Source organism: Schaalia canis, assembly GCF_003858455.1.
Taxonomy (GTDB): Bacteria; Actinomycetota; Actinomycetes; order Actinomycetales; family Actinomycetaceae; genus Pauljensenia; species Pauljensenia canis.
The window spans coordinates 70,902-94,045 of sequence record NZ_RQZF01000008.1 but is presented as its reverse complement, the minus strand read 5'-3'; the positions used below and the strand labels follow the sequence as shown (position 1 = coordinate 94,045).

Genomic DNA, 23,144 nt, shown 5'->3' with positions numbered 1-23,144 from the left:
TTTCGGTTGCCTGATGATGCGCTCATGGGAGATCAGAGGCTTGGCCGTCAGTGGAGCCAGCGCGATGTCTTTGGTGGTACTCGACACGTTTGACGCGTTCAAGAACGTCCTCGATGAGGACGCGGTTTGTCCGTTGAAGATCGGCCACCACGAGGATCGAAAGTGTGACCATCGCGCCTGTGGTGAGAGCAGATCCGAAGATCAGGGACTGGATATGGCCCGACGCATCATCGAAGAGCCACTTGATGAGAAAACGGATCATCGGAATAATGCCGATTACCCCCATGATCGCTGCAATCCAGCCCAAAACTAGGTGCGGGCGAAACATGAGGTAGGAGCGGATAATCGCCGCCCCAGACTTATACATATGTTGCCAGATGTTCTTAAACAGTCGTGACTCGCGGGTCTTGGGGTTAGTTGTGATTGGAACTGAGGCGATTTTCAAACGCTTGTTGCCCGCTTGGATAATGGTTTCCATACAGTAGGAGAACTGAGTGATGATATTAAGGCGGTAAAGCGCTTGGCGTGAGTAGGCCCGGAACCCTGATGCCGCATCGGGCAATTGGGTGCCAGCAGCGGCGTTGACCACTTCTGATCCAAAATGTTGCATCCGCTTCTTGAACCAGGAAAAGTGGGCAATCTTTGCGGTTTGCCTGTCCGCAATCGCAATATCGGCCTCGCCTGCTACAACAGGAGCGACGAGCGCAGGAATCATCTCTTGGGGATACTGATTATCTCCGTCGGTGTTGACAACAATATCTGCACCATGGGACAGGGCGTAGTGAACACCGTCGGCGAAGGAACGCGCTAAGCCCATAGTGTTGGCATGGAAGACAAAGTGTCGGACACCAAGTGCTCGAGCTACCTCAACGGTGCGATCTGTTGACCCGTCGTCAATGACGAGGATTTCGACTTCGTCAATGCCCTCAATGGTGCGAGGGATTGATGCAAGAACGAGGGGCAAGGTTTCTTCCTCATTGAGGCAAGGAATCTGAACAAACAGACGCACGGCGCACTCCTGAATAATGGACACATCCAATCCGTAACACTAGCACTTAGGGTGTCACGACGATCCGCAGAAAGAAGGGGCGAGCTTGTGAGGTCTTCCCCTCAAGAGCGGCATGAATGGGACACGGGAGTCGTAGCCCTCTTGGGAGGAGTGACCCTGATAGAGTCAAGGAATGCGAATTTCGGTTATCGGTTGCGGTTACCTTGGTGCCGTTCATGCAGCAGCAATGGCTGAGCTTGGCCACGAGGTTGTCGGCATTGACGTTGACACTGCCAAAGTAGAGGCCCTCTCGCAAGGGAAAGCCCCCTTTTTTGAGCCCGGCTTGCCTCAACTACTTGAACGCAATGTGGCTGCTGGACGTCTTCGATTCACTACCGACTATGAGGCAATTCGCGGCTGTTCCGTTCACTTCATTGGCGTGGGCACACCACAGTCGGAACAATCCGGTGCTGCCGACCTACGTTACATTGATGCAGCCGTTGAGGCCATGCTTCCTCACCTAGGCCTCTGCGAAGCAGGTATTGAAATTATTGCAGGAAAATCAACGGTTCCGGTAGGCACCGCACATACTGTCGCCCAGCGTGTCGCATCCACAGGTGTGGTCGTCGTGTGGAATCCTGAATTCCTCCGGGAAGGCTTTGCCGTGAAGGACACCCTTGAGCCCGACCGGATGGTGTACGGCCTCCCCGAAGATCCAGAGACTGCCATTCGAGCTCAGCGCGTCCTTGACGAACTCTACGAAACAATTATTGACGCAGGCACGCCGCGCTTGGTGATGGACTACGCTACCGCTGAGCTTGTCAAAATCAGTGCCAATGCCTTCCTCGCCACCAAAATCAGTTTCATTAATGCCATGGCTCAGATCTGTGATGCCTCCGGAGCTGATGTCACCGCTCTAGCGGGAGCAATTGGCCTTGATGATCGTATTGGACGACGCTTTTTACGGGCCGGCATTGGTTTTGGTGGGGGCTGCCTCCCGAAGGACATTCGTGCCTTCCAAGCTCGAGCCCACGAGCTTGGTGTAGGGGACTCTCTGGCCTTCCTGCGTGAGGTTGACCGCGTCAACGAGACCGTCCGTTTGGGAGTTATTCATACTGTGCGTGAACTACTGGGCTCCGACTACTCCTCCGCGCGCATCGCTATTCTTGGCGCCGCCTTTAAGCCAGATTCAGACGACATGCGTAACTCGCCATCACTGGACCTCGCTCATCATTTTGCGCGGGAGGTTGGGTCGGTGATCGTGATGGATCCAGAAGCTGGCCCCGTGCTTCGCGCTCATGGAGACCATCCCTTCGAGGTCGCTTACTCCCTTGATGAGGCTTTGAAGGGTGCTGATTTAGTCCTTTTAGGGACCGAATGGACGATCTTCCGTCAGATTGACCCGACCCATGCGGGTTCCCTGGTTAATCGAAGGCTTATCGTGGACGGGCGAAACGCGTTGTTGCCAGCCTCGTGGAAAGCGGCAGGTTGGACCTATCGCGGTATCGGCCGCCGTTAGCTTGAGAAGAGGCATAAGAGATGAACTACGATCTGATCGTTGTCGGTTCGGGTCTTTTTGGCTTGACTGTTGCTGAGCAAGCTGCGAGCCGTTGGGGCGTGCGGGTCGCCATCGTTGAACGGCGCCCTCATATTGGCGGGAACGCCTACTCCGAGGTTGAGCCTCACACGGGCATCGAGGTACACCGTTACGGTGCCCACCTCTTCCACACGTCGAATGAGCGCGTGTGGGAGTACGTCAATCGCTTTACTTCGTTTACTGACTACGTGCATAGGGTGTGGACCACGGTTGGGGGAGTGGTCTACCCCATGCCGATTAACCTTGGTACGATTAACCAATTCTTCGGCACTGCTTTGAGCCCGGATGAAGCTCGAGCATTGATTATTCAGCAGGCTGAGGAGTGTTCTTCTAGCGAGGCCCATGATTTTGAATCAAAGGGTATCTCTTTGGTGGGGCGCCCCCTCTTTGATGCCTTTTTTAAGAACTACACTGCGAAGCAGTGGCAGACCGCTCCTCAGGATCTTCCTGCCTCGATTGTGACACGCTTGCCCGTTCGCTACACATACGACAATCGCTACTTCACAGATACATATGAGGGGCTTCCACAACAAGGATACACTCATTGGCTATCGAATATGGCTGATCATCCCCGCATAGATATTTACCTTGAGTCAGACTTTCTTGACCCCAAGAATCCGCTAGGAAAGGTTGCGACAGTAGGGCAGATCCCGGTTGTCTACACCGGGCCAATTGATCGCTATTTCGATCATACTGACGGGCAGCTTTCATGGCGCACGGTTGAGTTCCAAAAAGAGATTGTCGAAACAGGTGATTTCCAGGGATGTCCCGTGATGAATTACGGCGATTTGGATGTGCCATACACGCGAATTATTGAGTTTCGGCATTTTCACCCCGAGCGGAACTACCAGCGTGAGCGAACGGTTATTTTTCGCGAATTTTCACGTTTTGCTGGGGTGTGCGATGAACCCTACTACCCCGTTAATACCGCCCAAGATCGGGCTGTCCTTCACGCTTACCGGCAAAAAATACAAGAGGAAAAACAAGTCTTCTTCGGGGGGCGTCTCGGCAGCTACCAGTACCTGGACATGCATATGGCGATTGCCTCTGCATTGGCTTTGGTGGACGGTCAATTGGCGGAGATTTTCAACTCGCGTGGGTAATGGGAGAGCGTCGCTACCCCCCCTTCATATTGGGCCGGGTAAATTGCCTGATCTTGGTGAAGGTGCTTATGTGTTTGAGATCTATATTCATCGCTAGGTGGGGAGTTCAACCTGCATGATTGAAGCGGCCTCCTGACGGCTGTGGTAGGCCGGGTCGATGATGATGGCGCTGCCGCCCTCGGCCCAGAGTGCGGTAAGAGGCATGTAGAGGGCGAGGGCGTTCGCCTCGTGGAGGACGAGGCGATGCTGCTGAGGATCACTCAGGGCAGCTTGTGGAGCGTGAAGTGCTGGTTCGTCACTGTGCTCTCGTGGAGCATGGGAGGGCCAGGCTACGGCCTCGTAAACGTCCTCAAGTTGATCACTGTGGGACATGAGTGCTTCGAGGGCGTCAATCGCCCCTGGGGGAAGGTCATCATCCCAGCGCAGGGCAAGTGGGGAAAGATTGTGGAGCAGAATATCGGTGCCGTCTGCTTGAGCCTGCTGGGCGCTGGCATTCATTCGCTCGGTGACATAAAGGGTGATTGGGGTATGCGTGAGGCTGGCAGCATCTGATAGTTCGTGATGAACGAGGGCGGTGCCAGCGGGATCGTTGGCGTCGAAGTCCTCCTGACGTGCGGGGACGCTGACTGTCCATCCGCACAGTGTTGCGGTGGATACCCAGATGATTTTCTGCCAACACGAAGGAAGATCGACAACGATATGTTGTGAAACCCCTGATGAGGGTGCAAAAAGGTCGGCGTAATCGTGCGAGAGAAGGTTAGCTGTTTTTGAGAACCATCGAGCAAGTACGGGGCCGCCTAGCTCAACACGTGCCGAACCGTACCACGTTAGTACAGGTCGAGCCTGCGTGTATAAGGAATCAACAACCTGATTGAGTGAAAACATAGAGGATAGCCTAACGTGGGGAGAATCCCAAATACATCTTTTGGGCTTGACTTTCACGTATGACACGCGTGTAATTCTTATTGTTGACCGAACAGAGACGAAGGGGCGAACAATGTGGAACATCCTCGGAGATGGACCTATCGCATGGTCTGACGCCTCTGAGTTCGAGCTCATCGGCCTTGACGACGGCCCCTTGGGGTGGCAACAGCATGCCCTGTGTGCCCAGACGGACCCGGAAGCATTCTTCCCTGAAAAGGGCGGTTCCACCCGTGAAGCAAAAGCCGTATGCCAGTCCTGCTCGGTGCGCTCTGAATGCCTGGAATACGCTCTGCAAAACGATGAACGCTTCGGAATCTGGGGTGGTATGTCAGAGCGTGAACGTCGTAAGCTGCGCCGCTTCGCCATTTAAGTTCCATCGTGACTGCTATCGGTCAGAGCACCTGCGCCGTCCTCGTTACAGTTGCCGAGGATGACCACTTTCGCGCCACGGTCGAAGCTGTATCCGCTCAAACCCATGTGCCCACTCATCTGGTGGTCATTGATGCCTCCGATAAGGGCGTCATCAATGAAGAATCCCTCCCCGAGCATTCGTACCTCTACCATGCGCGTTCGGCAGCGAATCTTGGGCGAGCCATTGATGAAGCCTTCCACTCCCAGGCCCTCGCTCCTTTGCTCACGCAGGTGCGTTTCCTGTGGATTTTGCACGCAGATTCCACCCCTGAAGCGGATTGCCTTGAGCACCTGCTTGCGATGGCCGATACGGGGACGACTATCGGAGTCATTGGCCCGAAACTTCTTGATGCCACGGGAACGCGCGCTCTTGCCGTCGGTATCACGGCCACGCGAGGTGCACGCCGCCAAGAAACATCCCTGCCCGATGAGATCGACCAAGGACAACACGATGGGCGTGTCGACGTCCTTGCAGTGAGTACCGCAGGCATGCTCGTGTCGTCTGAACTATGGAGGCTTTCAGGGGGCTTCGATCCGATCTTGGGTCCCTACGGTGACGGTCTAGAGTTTGGTCGGCGCGCACGGCGTTTAGGCTACCGCGTCGTTGTGTGCCCGAAGGCCCGCGTGCGACATCACAGGCGCTCTTGGCAGGACAAACAATCCATGACGCAGGTGCTGCGTGCGCGCACCTACAACTGGCTTCTGGCTGTTCCCGCATGGCAGTTGCCCACTGCCATGTTTCTTGCATGGGTGTCAGCTCCGATTCGTGCCCTGGTTTTTGCTGTCGCAGGACAGGGAAGCCGAGCCTGGAGCGAGCTGCTTGCTGGATTGTTCGCCCTGACCGATAGCCCGCATCTTTTTGCCAGGCGCGCGTGGATCCACCGTCATGCGCGTGCTCCTCGACGGGCGGTGGCAGGCCTTGAACTGCCCTCAAAAGCTCTACGTGAACGGCGCCTGGAGCTCCGCAAAGGTGTGGAACGGCTTCAGGGGAGCGAGGTCAGCCCAGAACTAGCTGGAGCGGTTCGGCTGCACCGCGCGCGAAGCCTAGTGGGGGTGGGCGTAGTTGCGTTCCTCTTGACAGTTGTCGCCTTACTCATGTCGATGCCCGTGCTTGACGGTGTTGCTGGCGCTGCCTGGGCACAGCTCCCGTCCTCGTGGCAACTGCTGTGGGATGCGGCCTGGACGCCGTGGATTCCCGGCGCGGATGGGGCGCCGGGGGTGAGTGATCCGCTGGTGGTCATCCTGGCGTTCATGACTGCTCCGGCCGCACTTTTTGGGGTGAGTCCCTACGAGTTTGCCCCGTGGCTTCTTGCTCTGGCAATGCCTGCTGCGGGTCTGAGCGCCTGGGCTTTGGCAAGCACGTTGACGCTACGTGTGGGTGCCCGAGCTGCTGCGGCGCTTCTATGGTCCTGTCTGCCGATGATGACGATGAGCCTGTCCTCCGGTCATCTGAGTGCGGTGCTTTTCCATGTCTGTGTTCCGCTGACCTGCGCTGTCTGGCTCAAAGCGTTGGGGATTCGTTTCACCCGAGAACTCGCTGGTGAACTTCACGCCGTTATCATCCCTTCGCGAGGCCGTATGCGTTGGTGGGGGCCGGCGGCATTGACGCTCTTTGTCGCCACTGGACTAACCCCGGGATTCTTCATGCTGGCGTTAGCGGTTGCGGCGGGGGTGTTCCTGGCGCGCATCTTCGGACGTCGGCGCCGTCAACGCGTCAGCCGCAAAGCGTCCTCTATCCTGCCAGTCGCACTGGCGTTCCTCCCAAGTTTCCTTCTTGTTGTGCCCTCCACCGTTGATGCGGTGCGACGCGGAGGGATCGGTGCCTTCCTTGCTGTGATGGGCCCGGCACATCCGGCGCAGAGCGGCCCGGCAGTAGTGCCGTGGCAGTTGATTCTCGGCATGCCACAGGGATGGGAGTATGCTCCGCACAACAGCAGCGAGGGGATGCTGTGGGCGCTGTTGAGCGCGCCCGCACTGTTCCTCCTGGTCTGGGCGTTGATTCGTGCCTCCCGCAGCGCCTACCGCTGGGGGCAAATCGATGCTTCCTCCCATGAACACGGCGAAGCATGGCGCCTGTGGATCCCGCCGGTCGCTATTGCTGCGGCAGGTCTGTTCATCTGTGCCGCGTACGGGATGACGTTCATTCCTGTGGGAGTGTCAGAGCAGGGAATAGTGGCACACGCATGGCCAGCCCCCGCATTGTCTTGCGCAGCATTGTGCCTCCTTGTGGCAATCCTTTCATCTACTGGGAAAACGGTGGGGGAGCGCAGGCTCTATCAGCTTGTCTCTGTGGTGAGTATTGGCGCTCTTGCGACCTCCCTGGCCTTTATGCAGGGGATAGTGTCACTTCCTGTGGGGGAGCGCATCTATGATTCGGCAGAGGAGGCCCTACCTGCAGCAAGCGTGCATGCTCAAGACAGTGCGCGCAGCGCCCGCGTGCTTCATGTGGACCCGTCGGTCACGCCGCTGCAGGTGCGCCTCTATCGTGGCCGAGGGCCGGTTATCACTGATTCTTCAGCCTATCTACGCTACGCCGAAGTGAACGAGCACGGTGAACGTGACTCCGATCCAGCATGGCGTTCCCTCGCCACATCTGCCCTGACCGCTTTGACAGCCCCTGATCATCAAGCGATTGAGAGCCTAGCTGAGCATGGTATTGACGCAATTGTTGTCGCGTCCATTGATAGTGAAAATGCGGCGCCCGTGGTTCGGGCGTTGGATCGGGCCCCGGGTGTGGAACGTGGCGCTCAAACCAGTGCCGGCGTGAGCTGGCGTATCCGCCCGCGAGGGGTAGTTCCTGCACGCGTAATGTTCATAGGAAATGAACATGAGGCGGCACAGAAAGAGGCCGGAGCCCGCGGGGCTGGGCAGGTGCAGAGCCTTGACTCCTCTGGGTTGACGGTGACTGGGTACGTTCACGAGGGCGGCCGGGTTCATCTGGCTGAGCGCGCATCTGAGCATTGGGTGTTGCGAGCTAACGGAGAGGTGATTGCTCCCGCGACACATCAGTGGGCGCAAAGTTGGACTATCCCTGGAGAGGCCTCGCTTGTCCTGACCTATGACGCCCCCTGGATGAGCGTATGGAAGTGGCTGATCATCGCCAGTATCTTCCTGGCTGCGCTGGGAAGCATTCCTGTCGGGAGGAAGCAATGACCCACACCCCCAACCAGGACGTTGACGCTGAAAAAGACATGCCCGGGACTGGCGCAGAGTTCGAACCCAGTACCGAACCCAACGCCGAATACACCGCCGAGTACACTGCCGAGGACGCCGCCGACTCATCTCCGGCGCCCTCCGTTGAGGACTCCGTTGAGGACTCCGGCGAGAGCGTGGACACTGACGTACACAATGATGTTGCCTACCTTGTGCGCGTACGCAAACGACAATCAGCTCTACTAGGTGTGTCCTGGGTTGTGGGGGTTGGCCTTATCGCTGCTGTCGCCGCCACCAGCCTTATCGCACCCCCACCAGCACCTGAGCCGCTGCCTGCCACCCGTGTCAGTGCCCACCCCTCACAGCTCACACTTGGCTGCCTGGACGCCAGCATTGATCCCTTTGCTCCCCTCGGGAGCGAAGATGCATCGACGAACGCCCAGAGGGACAATGATGGGCAAGGTTCAGCGCGCACCGCAGCCGCTACACTCTGGCACCCCACCGGTTCTTCACATACCGATTTCCTTCTCGGCGGTGAAGTCTCCCCTGAGCCTCCCGCACGCGTTGACGGCCGCTCCTGGGCGCTGACAAGCACGCTTTCTCACACCAATGACCATGTCGATGCCGCAGCAGCAGGCAGTGCCAACAGCGAGCTCCCTCACGGGGTGAGCCTCCTCGCCCAAAAAGGTGGGGAACTGCGGGGCCTCTCCCTGCTGCCCTGCACCCCGCCCGCACTCGAACACTGGTTCGCGGCGGGAGCTACCTCTGCAGGCGAAGACACAATCATCCGCGTAGCCAACACTGGCAGCCAACCATCGGTCGTCACCCTGAGCGCCTGGGGGGCGAGCGGGCCCCTCGATGAACTCTCCCAGGGGGAGGTTGTCGGCGCTGGCGAAACCCTCACAATCCAACCCGGACGCTACTTCTCTAACGAGGAACGCCTGCTTATCCGCCTCCAGGCCGATGGCCCCGGTGTATCCGCATGGCTCCACAGTTCAGCGATCTCAGGAGAAATCCCCCAGGGTGCAGCGTGGATCGGCTCAACTGTGCCCAGCAGCCGCATTCTTATCCCAGGGTTAACAGCACAAGGAAACCACTCACTACGCATCGCCGTACCCGCAGCCTCGGGCACGACAGCGGACACCACAGGCCCCCAATCCGATGGCGTGCACGAAGGCACTCAGGTCCACACAGATACTCAAGTAACAGTTCGCCTTATTGACGCTGAAGGGACTCGCGATATTCCAGGAGGGGCGCTCTCCCTTGCTGCAAATAGCGTTCTCGACCTTGACCTGCCGTCCATAACAGAGACTTCCACACTTCTTGTGGAATCAACCCAGCCCGTTGTCGCCCAAATTCGCGCTCTCTTCCCAGGAGCACAGTGGCCTTCCGGCTCTACTCAAACCACACCACACACCTCGGGAGAAGCACCACAACAATGGGTGGGAAGAGGCCTGCTTGCGCCCGCTACCCCTATCCAACAGCTCACCATTCCCGCAGCTACCGACATGGAAGCATCCCTGACGCGCGCCTTCGACGCTGCGATTGTACGACCGACTTCGGTGACAACCCCAGCTCAGAGCAGTATTGCTGGCCAGGAACTCCTGCTCATCAACCCGACAATGCAAGAGCTCAGCGCCGGCTATGGCGATGACAAGATAACGATACCGGCCGGAACCAGTGTCACCCTGCCCATCGCTGACTCACAGCGTTCTCTTGGCGGAGACGAGGGACTTCACGCCGCTATTCTCATCCACATTGACATGCCGACCGGCAACGTCAATGCCGTATGGCCTCTGGGAAATGTTGCCATGAGTGGGCTCACCCGAGCAATCGACCTGCGATAGTCGAAGCAGCTACTGGCTCAAAGCCTCATCATATTCATCAGGGGGAATAATCAACACACGGTTAATGCGCTCAAGAAGGATATGGCGCACCATACGCTCCAACTCTTCACCCTGAGCCCGGGCAACAACCGGCAGACGATACACGACAATCCGATCCTTCAGCGCGCGACGTCGATCCGCAGGGAAAAGGCGTGAAAGCACGCAGGAATGATCCTCCCACGCTGCAGGATCAGAAGGAGGCACGTCCTCACAGGCAAACTCGATTGTCGCCACCGCAGGCCAGCGGCGCGTGAAATCCTCAATAACGCGCGCCATCACTTCCTCGAAGCGCTCGCGGCGCGTTCGCCATGCGGGCGTGCGAGGAAAAAAGAGGGGAGAACGCATGCCGCGACCATGGCGATCTCGATAGGGATGTCGCGTAGAGAGCATGACTCCACGATAGCCCACTACCTGAGCGTCAACGATGGGCACGACACCGCCGAACATTCCCTGAGGAATACGTCAAAACGCAGGCGCACCCACCGATGTCACCCCCTGACAGAGAAGAAAGTCGTATGGTAGAGCGGTGATTGCGGCTCGACCTTGCTCTAAACCCGGATGCCCCCACCCTTCCGTGGCGACGCTGACCTTCAACTACCACGATTCAATGGCGGTTTTGGGACCGTTGGCAACCTCACCCGAACCGCATACCTATGACCTGTGTGAAGGGCACGCCACCAACCTCACTGTGCCCGTAGGCTGGCAGATTGTGCGCCTCCAAACCACCTACGAACCCGCACCGCCCTCCTCCGATGACCTGCTAGCCCTCGTTGACGCCGTGCGCGCCGCTGCCCGGTCTGAAGCGACGATGCGACGCCGCGAGGCCCATCCTGTCAGCGACCACAGCGTCGCGGACAACATCCATGACGACAGTGCCCCACACGAGGGGACATACGCCACCGTGACCCAACTACGCCCCGCCCCAGCGGATGCGGACACTCCAGGGCGAGGCTCGTCGTCATTCAGCACATCACAGCCACCCTCAACACCGCCGGTTACCTCGTCACGCTCGGCCTTATCCTCACACCCATCCAACGCATCCCAAAAGGGCACTGGCCCGCGCAGCGCCGCTGAACATGTGGCACGTGAACTGGGCCCCTTCGCACAACCTCGCCCGACAATGCCTGAAGAAAACAGCACTGACGCACCCGCAGGTCACTAAACACGCAACGAAAACGCCCGGGCCTCGCCCTTCATTTTCTTGTGCGTTCCCTCAATGGGGGCACAGAAACACGAAGGTTCCAGAAAGAACAAGAAAAGAGCGTCTGAAGTCCTACAGCCCGAAAGACTTGTCAAGCCCGAAGGGTGAGGCAGTGGCACGCTCAAAGCTTTGCTGGCTCAGCCCATCACGCGCGATCAAACGACTCAGATCCCGATCACGGCACACGACAAGGACAGCGGCAATAAAACGCTCAGGATGAGTGCCAGAAGGGGGCGCAGGCTCAACAAAGGTCATGAGCTGTTCAGCGATCTTTTGTGCGCCAGCCTCGCGCACATGCGGAATCAAAGAAGCACTCGTGCGCATGAAATGCAGTGCCTGGGACGACACACTTGGCGGCAAGGAAACCACCTGGGCTGTGGAGGCCCACTGAGCAAGGTCGGGAGGCATGAGCAGCGGGGCATAAAGCTGAGGCTCAGGTAGGCGAATGACCATTGTTCCCGCAGCTAAATCACCAAGACGTTTAGAACGAGGCGCAACCAGGGTCGTTACCATCGCAATCGCCCCTAGCGACAGCCACACTTCCAATATCCCCGCCAGCATACGCACCAGCGAATGGCGAGCTGTAATGACTCCACCATCATCACGAACCACCTGCAGGCCAAAAGCCCACTTCCCCAAGGAACGACCGCGCGTAGCAACCTCGACAATCAACGGAAGAATTACGGTGAGCAAGGCGACGCCACCGATCAGCACCACGCGCGCCATCGAGTCAGAGGAGATGTCAACGTAAAGCTGGAGGACATAGGCAGCGATCACCGCGTAAAAGATCGTCAAGAGAATATCCACCAGGGTTGCTGCCGCACGCAGCAAAGGCGAGGCAGGGGAGATCTCTAAGGTGACAGCCTCACCTGTGACGATTGATTCTTGCTGAATATGGCGTAGCGGCACGACAGAAGCACTCATATATGACACGCTAGCGGATGTGGACATTGATGCGCTAAAGACTGCCCGAACATCCTCATGGTCGCGCCTCCATGAGCTTGCTCGTTCATCGTCACTCACAGGACCCGAGATCGACGAACTTGCTCGCCTCTATAGAGCCGGAACAGCAGACCTTGCTGCCATCCGCTCGGCAACACCTGACCCTGACCTGATCCGTGTACTCTCCCGGGACCTGGCCGCAGCGCGAGCACGTTTGACGGGAACCTCGGGGACTTCGGCCTACAGCATTGCGCGCTGGTTCCGCGCCGAGCTACCCGCAGCGCTTTATTCCATCCGCTGGTGGAGCATTACCGTGATGATTCTGTTCATCGTGGTCGCAGCCGTTCACGCGGCATGGCTCTTCGCTGACCCTCTACGATTTAGCGCATTAGGCACCCCTATTGAACTGGAAAGGTACGCCAAGTCCGACTTTGTGCAGTACTACCATCAAGACACGAATGCTGAATTTGGAGCCTCCGTGTGGGTGAACAACGCCTTCATCGCCCTTCAATGCGTCGGGGCAGGCATCACGGGCATTTACCCCGCCTACGTCATGTTCAATAATGCTGCCGCTATTGGACAAGCAGCAGCTATCGTCATTCAATTTGGCGGAGTGTGGCATTTCTTCCGCTTTATCCTGCCTCACGGATTACCTGAACTCACCGCAATCTTTATTGCGGGTGCAGCAGGCCTGCGGGTCTTTTGGGCGGCCCTCGTTCCCGGAGGGAAGCCTCGTATGCAGTCTGTGGCTCAGGCCGGTCGCGCAATGGTTACAGTTTCCTTGGGCCTGGTCATCCTCCTGTTTATTTCCGGCATTCTCGAAGGCTATGTCACTCCTTCGGACCTACCCGACTGGGTTCGCGTTGGTCTAGGTAGTCTTGTGACAGCCGGAGTATGGGCCTACACCTTCATTGTCGGTGGGCGCGCCACTCGCGCCGGATACAGCGGTGATCTTACCGAGGACGCTGGCTACAGCACCCCTGTGGCAGGCTGAAGCCGCCGTATCCGTAGTAACCCGCAAGCATTGCTGGCGGGGGAATGTACGGGTGAGGGATTACAGAATGCCCTGACGCTTAAGGTCAATGTAGGTGTCGGCTGTTCGAGCCGCCAACAGGCCAGCGTCTTCTGATACAGCGATTGCCCCCATGCGGCGAAGCTGCATCACACCAGCCGCACTTTCATGAGCGAGGGCGGAAGCCGCAGCAGCCGTATAAATGTCGGCAGACGTCTCACGCGCCGCCAAAAGCTCAGGCACAGTGGGGTCATTGGCACTCGCCACAACGACGGTGTGAGAGGACGCCATATGAGAGATCGCCTCAAGGAATTCTGGATCTGTTCCCACCGGAGGGATCTCAGTCAATAAGAGAACCAGACTCCGCTGACGAACCGTCCGTCGAACCTCCCGAGCAACTAGCTGCCAGTCAATAGGCTCAAGAGAGGGGGAAATCTGTTGGAGAGCGCGGGCAGTGGCATTGAGTAAACTCGCGCCCTTAAGTCCCGAGACTCGGGCCCGCACCTGGCGGTCAACTGCAAGGAAATGAACCTTGTCGCCTGCTTTATCCGCAAGGGCTTCCATTAAGAGCGCAGCCTCAATCCCCGCATCCAGACGAGGGGCCACACCAAGGTCAAGGGTGTCACGCTGGACACGATCATCCTCGGCCGAAATAGTACCTTTCGTGTGGGAGCCAGCAGCCTTTGGTGCTCCCAGGAGAAGAGCTGACGCCCTGCCCGTGTCCACGACCAGCACAACATGGCGGTCGCGTTCGGGGCGCCACGTCCGCACAACCAAATCATCCGAACGAGCCGAGGCGCGCCAATCAATGTCACGAGGATCGTCACCGCGAACATAGTCACGCAAAGAGTCGAACTCCGTGCCCGGTCCACGCAAGATCACAGCACTGGAGCCTTCGAGTTCTTGGAGTTGGGCAAGCCGCGAGGGGATGAGACGACGTGAACGAAACTCCGGGAGAACATCCAAGGAGCAGGGAGCAGCCACAGAGATCTGCCGGGCAGCCAATCCCAAAGGGCCCCACACGCGCACTGTCACATAGTCAGCTTGGCGGATACCTCGCCGTTCAGGGGCGAGGGTGGTGACAAATGTTGCCGGTGCTGGAGCGGCAACAGAGCCCCGATGGTGAGCAGGGGAAGGGCGAAGGGAAGGCGGCCATGCATCACGGACTTCAATGCGCGCCGCGCGAGGGAAAGGGCTTCGGACGGTCACGGTGGAGGTTGTCGTCTCATCAGCGCGAATTGGTCCGATGACGTGCCGCTCCAGGGTATACATGCGTGGGCTTTGCGCAACCACAGCGTCAATCAGGCTGATGGCTGCGACGCACAGGAGCCACGCCCACGCGCTTGTCCGCGAGGGGAAAAGAATTGTCAGGGGAAGCCCCAGCGCCGCTAGAAGGGCGGCACGCCACGACAGTGCCATTAGCGTGGGACCGGAACAGACGCGAGGATACTTTCGATGGCAGCCCGAGCGGTAATTCCCTCAAGGTCAGCCTCAGCACGCAGGCTCACGCGGTGAGCAAGCGTCGAAATCGCCATCGTCTTCACGTCATCAGGCGTGACGTAGGACCGGCCCTGGAGGAAAGCCCACACGCGGCTGGTTCGCAAGAGAGCAGTGGCGCCACGTGGGGAGACCCCTAAACGAAGTGACGATGAGTGCCGGGTTGCCTGCACAAGGTCAACGATGTAGGCAAGAACAGCAGGCGACACATCAATCTTTTCTGCCGCAGCTCGGGCGGCAAGAACATCATCTGCTGAGGCCACAGCGGAAAGACCAGCCTCGCTCAATGACAAGGGGTTGAAACCCTCCTGGTGGCGCGCCAGGATGCTGATCTCCGCATCACGTTCAGGCAGCGGTAATTCGATCTTCAGGAGGAATCGGTCCATCTGAGCTTCAGGCAGCGGGTAGGTGCCCGAGTGTTCAATGGGATTCTGCGTGGCGATCACCATAAAAGGCTCTGGCAAGCGGCGCGTCTGGCCATCAACAGAAACCTGATGTTCCTCCATTGCTTCAAGCAATGCGGACTGGGTCTTAGGGGGCGTGCGGTTGATTTCGTCAGCCAGAAGGAGATTCGTGAAAACTGGGCCGGGACGGAACTCAAAGGTCGAGGTTCCCGCGTCCCACACCAGGGAACCGGTGATGTCAGCGGGCATGAGGTCAGGTGTGAACTGGACGCGTGCCATCTCGACATCAAGGGAGGCTGCAAGGGAACGCACGAGCAGGGTCTTTGCAACGCCGGGAGGGCCTTCAAGGAGTGCGTGTCCGTCGGCAACGAGGGCAATGATGAGGCCGGTGACCGCACCTTGCTGACCGACGACTGCTTTCCCAATTTCGGCGTTCAGGCGTTGCAGGGCAACGAGGGATTGGCGTGCCTGATCAGAGAGAGGAGCCGGGGGCGTTGGCTGCTGCTGGGCCGCTGCCTGTTGGGCAGGCTGAGCGTGCTGCGGAGGCTGGCCGGGGTGGTGGGGCTGGTTGGAGAGGCCCTGCTGGCCGTGGTGGTAAGGCTGGCCCGGCTGGGATGGGGCACCGGGGGGCATCTGGCCGGAAGGATTTCCAGGATCAAGTGGGGCGTAGGGGTTAGTGCCGGGCATTGCGAATCTCCTCTTCAATCGCGGCGAGCCTGGAAGCCACTTCGACCAGGTCATCATCGTTGGCGGGTTCAGGTGACCACAGCCATTGACTATCGGTTTCGCTCACGCCAGCGCCACGCAGCGCACTACGGAGCATTTCGGGATCCTCGCCTTCGGGAACTCCAAGGCGAGCAGCGAGACGACGAGCGGTCGCCACCCTGAGATGATGAGCCGCATGAGCGTGTTGGCCCTGACGGCGTAATAGACGTCCACGCCCCGTAATCGTTTCTGCAGCGGGAACGTAGGAGGGCAAATCTTCAGGTACGAGGCGTCCAAGGCGCCTCCCCTGTGCAAGCGCTAAGAAAGCAACGGCGCCGCAAAGCAGCAAAGCAGATGCGTGCAGCCACGAGGGCGCACCGGGGGCTTGAGGGCGCAAAGTATCGGTCAGTGAGGCGGTGTACCAGACGATGCGCCCCAGATCTTCGCGGGGAGCTGGCGCTGTAAGCACATTGAGCATCAATGTGGCGTTACCTTCATGGAGGATCCACTCGTTAGTGGCCAATAAGTCGTTGGTCACTAAAGCCCTGTAATGCTCGCCGTCCCATTTTTCAGCATAGAGCGCCCCAGGGAAGCCCTCGGGGCTTCCATGTTCGTCCTGATTGGACGAGTCAGGGGAGGAAGAGAGGGGATTTCCCGAGTCATCGACGAGGAAACACCATTGCCATCCAGTGGGGATGCTGGTGCTGGCGACCTCTCCATTAAGGGAAAAGTCTGCCAAAGCCGAGGGGGAGAAAAGATAACGACGCCCGGCAGTAATCGACTGAGCGGCCTGAGCTGAAGGGCTTGAGCATCCCTCAGCGTCCAGAGGCACACGGACAGGAGAATCAGGGGAGGGCACAATGCCGGTGACGATTGTCTCGAACCCGGGAAAAATATCTGAATCTACCGGGGGAAGGCCACCGATACCGACCACACGAGGAAGTGCTGCGGCGGCCTCGTCTATCTCGGAAGATAAAAGATCGGGGTGGGTGATGACAAGGGTACTGTTGGGCTGTTTGGCTTCGAAGATCGCTTCTGTCGCGTCCGCAGCATAGATGACATCTGCCCCCATGTTCTCGAGGACCTGGGCTAAAGCTCGTGCACCATGGTGGCCGGGATTGATGGGGGAGAGGGGGTAACTGTCATACTCGTCCTGAGGAATCAGGATAAAAAGTCCTCCTGAGATGACTGCGATAAGGGCGATAGTGATGAGTGTGCGCGAGGCTCGTAGCCGTTGGGAGAGCTTCGGCGTGACAACAACGGTTGAGGTCATTGCCCTCCTCCTGCCGCCACCAGTTCACTTAATGCACGCATACGCAGCCACATTGCCTCATCGGCATGAGCAGTACCGTAGCGAACGCCGTCAAAGTCAAGACGCCCCTGTTTGAGAAGGTCTGCCGAGCTCGCAAAATGAGGTAAGAGCCGATCAACAACTTCCTTAGCGGTCAGACCTGGAGACAGGACCAGCAGGTTTTTCTCATGCGCGACCAATGCACATGCGCGGAACTCCCACACCACAGCTTCATCCCACGCTCCCGAGGCAGCCGACGAATTCGACTTTTCTTGAGCGATGGGAATTGTTGTTTCTTCCTCTCCGAAAAGGTCAGCAGAGGGGCGACGCAGCAAGCGCACCGGATTAAGAAAAACGAGGATCAGCAAGACAACGAGGAATACCCCGAAGAGAAGCAAAATGACGGAGGAGACAGGCACTTCACTGAAGCCTTCGCCACTGAAAAGATCAACGATCCCCCGAATGATCTGAGCGAAGAATCGTGTCAGAGGCGAAACTTCAGTTCCATACTCTGGGCGCGCCAGCTCCTCAGCCAGCAAGGACTGGCCGGTTTCCGGATCAGGAATCAGCGGATCAGGCAGTGGCGCGGCAAAGGAAAAGGTCATTATTGAGCCTGGGAAGCCTGAACCAAAGAGGGGGCAAGATTCTCTTTACGCATGCGCTCATCAATGTACATCAGCGTCTGGAAAGCCGCAGAAACCGGAATGAGGAAGGCAGTTAGTAGGCCGGTCAGGAAGGTGCCAATGGCCATTGAGAGCGCGTAAGTGGTGAAGAACGGCAACACTGACTGCAAGATACCCGAAATGCTCCCCAAGATCGCCCCAATAAAACCGGTCACCAGGGTGATGAGTAAAAGACGACCAAGCACACGCCAGAAGGAGCCCTTCGACAGGGTGAAGGAGCGTGAGATTGAGGCAAAAACTCCCTGACCTTCAATGGCAAGAACAGTGGGGGCAAAAAGGAGTTTCACCTGAACGAAAAATGCCACGATCATCATCACAGGAAGACCAAAGAGGATGATTAAGACGGTCACAAGAACGGGACTTTCTGTGGCTGCATAGGTGGCAGCTCCAAGGGCAACGAAGGCAATAACCACGATGCTGGTAGCGGCGACTGAAATGAGACCGACAATCAGGGAAAGTCCAAGTAACTTCCACACGCGAGGACGGATCCGTTCCCAGGCGTGTTCAATGCTTGTCATACGACCAAGAACCGCGTCGGTCACGGTCAGGGCCAGCATGCCCGACAAGATCATGATCGCAATCGCATTGACGGCGCTGCTACCAAGACCGGTCAACAGCGTTGACGAAAAGAAAGACGCAAAACTCTCAACATCATCAGGCTGGAAGGCCATCGGATCGGACAAGGTTGCAAAGAGTGATCCGAAGGAATACCAGGTGAAAAACGCGGTGATCAGCGAAAGGATCGCCATGACAGCCACCGCAAAGCCAAACATGACCGTCGGATTTGAACGAATGGCGCGGAAAGTCCCGTCAAAAAGATCGCCCAAATTCAATGGACGCAGAGGAATAATGCCCGGCTGGGGTGCGGGAGCCCAGGAGGCGTATCCGCCATAGCCTTCCCCAGGCGCAGCCTCAGGCCCAGTGCCGTGAGGATACGGGGATTGGCCGGCAGCATAGTATGGTGAGCCAGCCTGACCGGCCTGAAAACCCTGACCACCATTGGGGGCAGGAGTGTGCCACTGAGAGGAAGACGCGGACGCAGAGTGGTAGCCCGGAGAGGAATCGGGAGCCTGCCATCCCTGTGCAGTGGGCTCATCATTACGTGGCTGCTCGGTCATGCCGAGTCCTCTCTGTCGATAACGGTTAATCACAAGGTACCGGTATACATCGTGCCATGTTTCCCCTGACTTTTCGTTCATGAAGAAGCTGAGGACGCGAAATTGCCTCCCTCACAGTGGCTTGTCGATACCTTCCCAGGCGCGGAGTGACAACAAGCTGAGGAAGGAAGGTGCATAACTGGCCGCGTCGTGACAAAATCGTGATCATGACTTCGCGCATCCTCGTTGTCGACGACGACGTCGCACTGGCAGAAATGATTGGAATTGTCCTCGAATCAGAGGGCTTCGTCGTGATGGACTGCGCCGACGGCGCTCAAGCCCTCGAGACTTTCCGCGCCACCACGCCCGACCTCGTCCTGTTAGATCTGATGCTCCCCGGTATTGACGGCATTGAAATCTGCCGTCTTATCCGACGCGAATCCGATGTGCCGATCGTCATGCTCACCGCGCGTACCGACACCGCCGACGTTGTTGCAGGTCTGGAAGCTGGCGCAGATGACTACGTCCCCAAGCCATTCAAACCTAAGGAACTGGTCGCCCGCGTACGAGCACGCCTACGCGGGCGGGAAGACTCCGGTGAAGAACATCTGACTCTCGGTGACATCAGTATTGATGTCCAAGGACATGCTGTACGCCGGGGGGAAGAACTGATCTCACTAACCCCCCTAGAATTTGACCTGCTCGTCGCTTTAGGGCGTGCCCCGTGGAAAGTTTTCTCACGCGAAGAATTGCTGGAGAAAGTCTGGGGCTACCGTCACGCGGCTGACACCCGTTTAGTCAACGTTCACGTCCAGCGTTTGCGTTCCAAGATTGAGCGCGACCCCGAGCACCCAGAGGTCGTTGTCACAGTGCGTGGCGTCGGCTACCGTGCGGGAACGACCTCGTAAAACGACAACGGAAAGCGAGCGCTGCGGATGACTTGGCGGACGGCACCCCCGCAGTCACCATCGGATAAGATCACGCAGACGAAAGGGTGGATCGCGCGCCTCCTCCGCGACCACCCAATCGTTGAGCGCCTGCGCTCATCCCTGTCTTTGCGCATCGCTTTAGCCATCACTGCCACGGCGGTCGCGGTCCTAACAGCATCTTCAATACTTGTCTCAAGCCAGCTCACCGACTCCATGTTCGAGACGCGTCGAGTCGTCGTCCTTGAGGACGCCTCAGTCCGCTTCTCAGCCGCCCAAGCATCCTTGGAGCAATCGACAGCCTCCTCGCCAGATCAGGTTCAAGAAGTCGCGCGGCAAATCGTTGAGAATATCCAATTCTCTGCAGCAGGTGCGGGTGCTGTAGCTGCCGTACTCTTGCGTTCCCCCGAGGCATCCTCAGTGGTACGCATCAACGAAATCATCCCCGCCAACGCAACGGCAATTATTTCCGATGACCTTCGTGACGCCGTACAGCATAGTGGCCAAGCGCATTGGCAATCTGTCCTCATCCCCGCAACGGAAACCCGACCTGAAGCACCGGGCATTATCGCCGGCACCCAGGTTCTTCTTCCACGCGCAGGCGCTCACGAGCTTTACATCGTCTACTCCCTCGCTGGGGATCAAGCGATGGTCAACACCACCTTGCAGGTGCTGACCATCGCGGTCCTCCCCATACTCCTGCTCCTGCCTTTTGGCGTTTTTTGGGGTGTCTACCATCTTCTGCGCCCAGTACGGCGAACAGCCCAAGCGGCCTCGGGTCTTGCTGCAGGCGACCTTGATACCCGAGTTCCCGTCGAAGGCAATGACGAAATGGCTCGCCTTGGTCATGCCTTCAATGACATGGCTGCCTCCCTCCAACAGCAAATCTCCGAATACGACGAACTCTCCCAGCTTCAACAGCGTTTTGTCACCGACGTTTCGCACGAACTGCGAACCCCGCTGACAACAATCCGCATGGCAGAGGAAATGATCTGGGAGGAACGCGAGGAACTGACCTCCTCCGGGCGCCGCTCTGCTGAACTCCTCCACGGGCAGGTCGAACGTTTTGAATCCATGCTTGCTGACCTGTTGGAAATCTCGCGACATGATGCCCAATCGGCCTTGCTTGAGGCCGAATCTACCGACATGCGCCCCATTATTTCTAAAGTCGTTGAGGCAAACGATGAACTGGCGAAACGCCTTGGCGTGGAGGTGCGCGTGCATCTGCCAGAAGAGCGCTGCGCCGCCGAAGTAGACGCCCGTCGCATCGAACGTGTGTTGCGAAACCTCCTTGTGAACGCCATCGAACACGCTGATGGAAGCACTGTTGACATTGACCTTGCTGGAACCTCATCAGGCGTTGCTGTGAGAGTACGCGACTACGGCGTGGGGATGACCGAAGAGACCGCCGCGCGCGTCTTCGACCGCTTCTTCCGTGCAGATCCAGCTCGCGCTCGAACCACCGGTGGGACCGGTCTTGGACTGTCAATCGCCGCCGAAGACGTCCACTTACACAATGGTGTTCTAAGCGCCTACGGGGAATTAGGAAAGGGAGCCTCCTTCCTCATGCTCATTCCTCGCAACGTTGGCCAGGATCCCGGCCCATGCCCACTGAGCATCTGGGAAGGTGAAGAATGACCACCCCCCGCCGCCACTTTTTTGCCGCACTCATGGCGTGTCTCTTGCCACTCACCGCCTGCTCGGCCCTTCCATCCTCTGGCCCCCCTCAGCCTTTCGACGTTAACACCCCAACTACGGGCACGATTAACTTTGTGGCGGGCGCTCCTATAGCGGGGGCATCACCCGATCAGCTTCTTGAAGGTTTCCTCCGCGCCTGCGCGGCCGGTTCCTCTGACGACTTCGAAACGGCCCGCCTGTTTTTGTCCAAAGCCTCTCAACGAACGTGGAAACCCCGCGCGAGCATTCAGATTTACTCCACTGATTCGACTCCTCGCCTTGACGTTGAAGAGCACGAGGGCCGGGCGGTCGTCACTGTTAATGCCCCCGCTGTGGCCAGCGTCGACGCTGAAGGGACCTTGACTGAGGCGGAGGCTACGGCGGAGGTTCAAACTCGTTTCCAACTCATTCAAGAGGATGGTGAATGGCGCATCAACACTCCTGATGACGGCATCATCCTCTCACGTGCTTCTTTTACAGCGGCTTTTGAATCCGTGAACTTGTACTTCCCCTCGCCTGACGGCAATGCTCTGATTCCAGATCCACGGTGGTATCCGCGAAAGAGGGTTGTTTCGCATATGGTTGAGGGCCTCTTGAAGGGGCCCCACGCTGACATTGCCTCTGCGGTAGCCAGTGCCATCCCTGAAGGCGCGCGACTAGGCGGTGCAGGCGCGAGTGTGAAAGACAATGTGGCGACCGTTGTCCTTGAGGGCGCCCAAGCTCCGCCCGAAGCCGAGCGCGCCCTCCTCATGTGGCAGGTTGCTACGACCCTCAAACAGTCTGCACTTGTAGCTGATGTCAGTTTGACCGTGGGGGGAGAGAGCATTACCGCGGCTTCCCTTCCGTCGGGGCCGAGCTATCGTCTTGATTCTGCGATTGCCTCCACCAATGAGGGAATAGGTATTCAAACGGGATCGACCTTCACCCCCCAGCCTTTCCCCGAAGGGCACAGTGCGCCACTTCCTCGTTTAGCCATGAGCCCTGTGACTGGCGACTTACTGGCATGGGCCTCTGACAGCACTTTGACCCTCTGGGAACGAGGCCGAGGCACCAGCCAATCTATTGCGGTAGCGCAGCCGAGCTGGCCCTCGATTGACCGGTACAACTGGGCGTGGACCGCTTCGCGTGACAAGGGCGTTTTAACGCTGACGCACCTTGGTGGAACGACAAGCCCCCTAACGGGCAGCACCTATGAGGATGAGATTCATGCTCTGCGCGTCTCACCTGATGGTGCCCGCGCAGTGATGCTACGTCGAGTGGGGCAGGCTCAGGGATTATGGCTGGCCACTATTGCTCGCGATCAATACGGAACACCGATTGCTCTGTCGGATCTGCGGCCTTTGGCACGTCTTTCTGAAGGAGTCGTTGACGTGTCGTGGGCGTCATCAACGATGGTCGTTGCGTTGCATCAGCACAACGCCGGGCACATGCAGTTGGAGATCATTCCCCTGGGGGGATTCATTCAGTCTCTTGCCGCTCCAGAAAACTCGCTCTATGTGACGGCAGGGTTGTCGCCTGCGTCCCTGTATGTGACAACGGCCGACGGTAAAGTCTGGGCGCGCTCGAGTGCGATCTGGCTGCAGGTGCCGCAAAAGATTGTCGGTGTGCGTTTCCCTGGATAGTGCTCTGCTACGGGCAAGTTATCCA

The 23,144-nt window shown here is 58.1% G+C and carries 19 protein-coding genes; 10 read left to right on the top strand and 9 right to left on the bottom strand.

Annotation, left to right across the window (positions count from 1 at the left end; genetic code table 11):
- Window positions 1–22: 22 nt before the first annotated feature.
- Window positions 23–1,009 (bottom strand): glycosyltransferase family 2 protein, encoded by a 987-nt coding sequence (locus EII11_RS07915; protein WP_124871192.1) that lies wholly within the window; start codon window positions 1,007–1,009, stop codon window positions 23–25.
- Between the two features lie 172 nt (window positions 1,010–1,181).
- On the opposite strand from EII11_RS07915, the gene EII11_RS07910 reads away from it, so the two are divergent.
- Window positions 1,182–2,507 carry a UDP-glucose dehydrogenase family protein gene (locus tag EII11_RS07910; RefSeq protein ID WP_124871189.1) on the top strand — a complete coding sequence of 442 codons (1,326 nt, stop codon included), beginning with the start codon at window positions 1,182–1,184 and terminating at the stop codon, window positions 2,505–2,507.
- Window positions 2,508–2,527: 20 nt separating this feature from the next.
- On the top strand, window positions 2,528–3,688 hold the full coding sequence (gene glf / locus EII11_RS07905; RefSeq protein WP_124871186.1) for a UDP-galactopyranose mutase: 1,161 nt from the start codon (window positions 2,528–2,530) through the stop codon (window positions 3,686–3,688).
- A gap of 93 nt (window positions 3,689–3,781) precedes the next feature.
- Here the strand turns inward: glf and EII11_RS07900 are convergent, their stop codons facing one another.
- Window positions 3,782–4,573, bottom strand: coding sequence for a TIGR03089 family protein (locus EII11_RS07900; RefSeq protein WP_124871182.1), 792 nt, complete (start codon window positions 4,571–4,573; stop codon window positions 3,782–3,784).
- Window positions 4,574–4,685: 112 nt separating this feature from the next.
- On the opposite strand from EII11_RS07900, the gene EII11_RS07895 reads away from it, so the two are divergent.
- From EII11_RS07895 to EII11_RS07885, 3 genes are read left to right on the top strand one after another with little or no spacing between them, the layout of a single operon-like run.
- Entirely contained in the window at window positions 4,686–4,982 is a 297-nt protein-coding gene (locus tag EII11_RS07895) for a WhiB family transcriptional regulator (protein WP_124871178.1), read from the top strand.
- Window positions 4,983–4,990: 8 nt separating this feature from the next.
- Complete coding sequence (locus tag EII11_RS07890) at window positions 4,991–8,176, top strand: glycosyltransferase family 2 protein (RefSeq protein ID WP_165867115.1); 3,186 nt, start codon at window positions 4,991–4,993, stop codon at window positions 8,174–8,176.
- Window positions 8,173–10,023 carry a DUF5719 family protein gene (locus EII11_RS07885; RefSeq protein WP_124871172.1) on the top strand — a complete coding sequence of 617 codons (1,851 nt, stop codon included), beginning with the start codon at window positions 8,173–8,175 and terminating at the stop codon, window positions 10,021–10,023. The genes EII11_RS07890 and EII11_RS07885 overlap by 4 nt, the downstream gene beginning before the upstream one ends.
- Before the next feature lie 9 nt (window positions 10,024–10,032).
- Here the strand turns inward: EII11_RS07885 and EII11_RS10875 are convergent, their stop codons facing one another.
- Complete coding sequence (locus tag EII11_RS10875) at window positions 10,033–10,509, bottom strand: metallopeptidase family protein (protein ID WP_240623109.1); 477 nt, start codon at window positions 10,507–10,509, stop codon at window positions 10,033–10,035.
- A 79-nt stretch (window positions 10,510–10,588) separates the two neighbouring features.
- Here EII11_RS10875 and EII11_RS11015 point away from each other — a divergent pair, with 79 nt between their 5' ends.
- Window positions 10,589–11,224: a DUF3499 domain-containing protein gene (locus tag EII11_RS11015; RefSeq protein ID WP_124871169.1), complete on the top strand. Its 636-nt coding sequence runs from the start codon at window positions 10,589–10,591 to the stop codon at window positions 11,222–11,224.
- 111 nt (window positions 11,225–11,335) lie between these two features.
- On the opposite strand, the gene EII11_RS07870 is transcribed toward EII11_RS11015, so the two are convergent.
- Entirely contained in the window at window positions 11,336–12,187 is an 852-nt protein-coding gene (locus tag EII11_RS07870) for an RDD family protein (RefSeq protein WP_165867114.1), read from the bottom strand.
- A 19-nt stretch (window positions 12,188–12,206) separates the two neighbouring features.
- Between EII11_RS07870 and EII11_RS07865 the strand changes: the two genes are divergently transcribed.
- Window positions 12,207–13,199 carry a stage II sporulation protein M gene (locus EII11_RS07865; RefSeq protein WP_124871162.1) on the top strand — a complete coding sequence of 331 codons (993 nt, stop codon included), beginning with the start codon at window positions 12,207–12,209 and terminating at the stop codon, window positions 13,197–13,199.
- A gap of 60 nt (window positions 13,200–13,259) precedes the next feature.
- On the opposite strand, the gene EII11_RS07860 is transcribed toward EII11_RS07865, so the two are convergent.
- From EII11_RS07860 to EII11_RS07840, 5 genes are read right to left on the bottom strand one after another with little or no spacing between them, the layout of a single operon-like run.
- Window positions 13,260–14,636, bottom strand: a complete 1,377-nt coding sequence (locus tag EII11_RS07860) for a DUF58 domain-containing protein (protein WP_124871160.1) — start codon at window positions 14,634–14,636, stop codon at window positions 13,260–13,262.
- On the bottom strand, window positions 14,636–15,805 hold the full coding sequence (locus tag EII11_RS07855) for an AAA family ATPase (protein WP_240623108.1): 1,170 nt from the start codon (window positions 15,803–15,805) through the stop codon (window positions 14,636–14,638). The genes EII11_RS07860 and EII11_RS07855 overlap by 1 nt, the downstream gene beginning before the upstream one ends.
- Window positions 15,792–17,096: a DUF4350 domain-containing protein gene (locus tag EII11_RS07850; RefSeq protein WP_124871157.1), complete on the bottom strand. Its 1,305-nt coding sequence runs from the start codon at window positions 17,094–17,096 to the stop codon at window positions 15,792–15,794. The genes EII11_RS07855 and EII11_RS07850 overlap by 14 nt, the downstream gene beginning before the upstream one ends.
- A complete protein-coding gene (locus tag EII11_RS07845; protein WP_124871154.1) occupies window positions 17,093–17,719 on the bottom strand; it encodes a DUF4129 domain-containing protein in 627 nt (208 codons plus the stop codon). The genes EII11_RS07850 and EII11_RS07845 overlap by 4 nt, the downstream gene beginning before the upstream one ends.
- The gene (locus EII11_RS07840) at window positions 17,719–18,915 is read right to left on the bottom strand and encodes a DUF7847 domain-containing protein (RefSeq protein ID WP_165867113.1); all 1,197 of its coding nucleotides are present in this window, start codon (window positions 18,913–18,915) and stop codon (window positions 17,719–17,721) included. Before EII11_RS07840 ends, EII11_RS07845 begins: the two co-directional genes overlap by 1 nt.
- A gap of 206 nt (window positions 18,916–19,121) precedes the next feature.
- Here EII11_RS07840 and mtrA point away from each other — a divergent pair, with 206 nt between their 5' ends.
- Genes mtrA through EII11_RS07825 form a run of 3 tightly spaced genes read left to right on the top strand, consistent with a single transcriptional unit; the run spans window position 19,122 to window position 23,119 of the window.
- Entirely contained in the window at window positions 19,122–19,802 is a 681-nt protein-coding gene (mtrA, locus tag EII11_RS07835; protein WP_124871148.1) for an MtrAB system response regulator MtrA, read from the top strand.
- A gap of 27 nt (window positions 19,803–19,829) precedes the next feature.
- Window positions 19,830–21,458, top strand: coding sequence for an MtrAB system histidine kinase MtrB (mtrB, locus tag EII11_RS07830; RefSeq protein ID WP_124871145.1), 1,629 nt, complete (start codon window positions 19,830–19,832; stop codon window positions 21,456–21,458).
- Window positions 21,455–23,119 (top strand): LpqB family beta-propeller domain-containing protein, encoded by a 1,665-nt coding sequence (locus EII11_RS07825; RefSeq protein ID WP_124871142.1) that lies wholly within the window; start codon window positions 21,455–21,457, stop codon window positions 23,117–23,119. Before mtrB ends, EII11_RS07825 begins: the two co-directional genes overlap by 4 nt.
- Window positions 23,120–23,144: the final 25 nt, after the last annotated feature.

Coding starts and splice junctions, on each gene's coding strand:
- EII11_RS07895 (WP_124871178.1), top strand. CDS start 4,686: ATGTGGAACATCCTCGGAGATGGACCTATCGCATGGTCTGACGCCTCT.
- EII11_RS10875 (WP_240623109.1), bottom strand. CDS start 10,509: ATGTTCGGCGGTGTCGTGCCCATCGTTGACGCTCAGGTAGTGGGCTAT.
- EII11_RS07885 (WP_124871172.1), top strand. CDS start 8,173: ATGACCCACACCCCCAACCAGGACGTTGACGCTGAAAAAGACATGCCC.
- EII11_RS07850 (WP_124871157.1), bottom strand. CDS start 17,096: ATGACCTCAACCGTTGTTGTCACGCCGAAGCTCTCCCAACGGCTACGA.
- EII11_RS07840 (WP_165867113.1), bottom strand. CDS start 18,915: ATGACCGAGCAGCCACGTAATGATGAGCCCACTGCACAGGGATGGCAG.
- EII11_RS07900 (WP_124871182.1), bottom strand. CDS start 4,573: ATGTTTTCACTCAATCAGGTTGTTGATTCCTTATACACGCAGGCTCGA.
- mtrA (WP_124871148.1), top strand. CDS start 19,122: ATGACTTCGCGCATCCTCGTTGTCGACGACGACGTCGCACTGGCAGAA.
- EII11_RS07845 (WP_124871154.1), bottom strand. CDS start 17,719: ATGACCTTTTCCTTTGCCGCGCCACTGCCTGATCCGCTGATTCCTGAT.
- glf (WP_124871186.1), top strand. CDS start 2,528: ATGAACTACGATCTGATCGTTGTCGGTTCGGGTCTTTTTGGCTTGACT.
- EII11_RS07870 (WP_165867114.1), bottom strand. CDS start 12,187: ATGAGTGCTTCTGTCGTGCCGCTACGCCATATTCAGCAAGAATCAATC.
- EII11_RS07860 (WP_124871160.1), bottom strand. CDS start 14,636: ATGGCACTGTCGTGGCGTGCCGCCCTTCTAGCGGCGCTGGGGCTTCCC.
- EII11_RS07910 (WP_124871189.1), top strand. CDS start 1,182: ATGCGAATTTCGGTTATCGGTTGCGGTTACCTTGGTGCCGTTCATGCA.
- mtrB (WP_124871145.1), top strand. CDS start 19,830: ATGACTTGGCGGACGGCACCCCCGCAGTCACCATCGGATAAGATCACG.
- EII11_RS07825 (WP_124871142.1), top strand. CDS start 21,455: ATGACCACCCCCCGCCGCCACTTTTTTGCCGCACTCATGGCGTGTCTC.
- EII11_RS07855 (WP_240623108.1), bottom strand. CDS start 15,805: ATGCCCGGCACTAACCCCTACGCCCCACTTGATCCTGGAAATCCTTCC.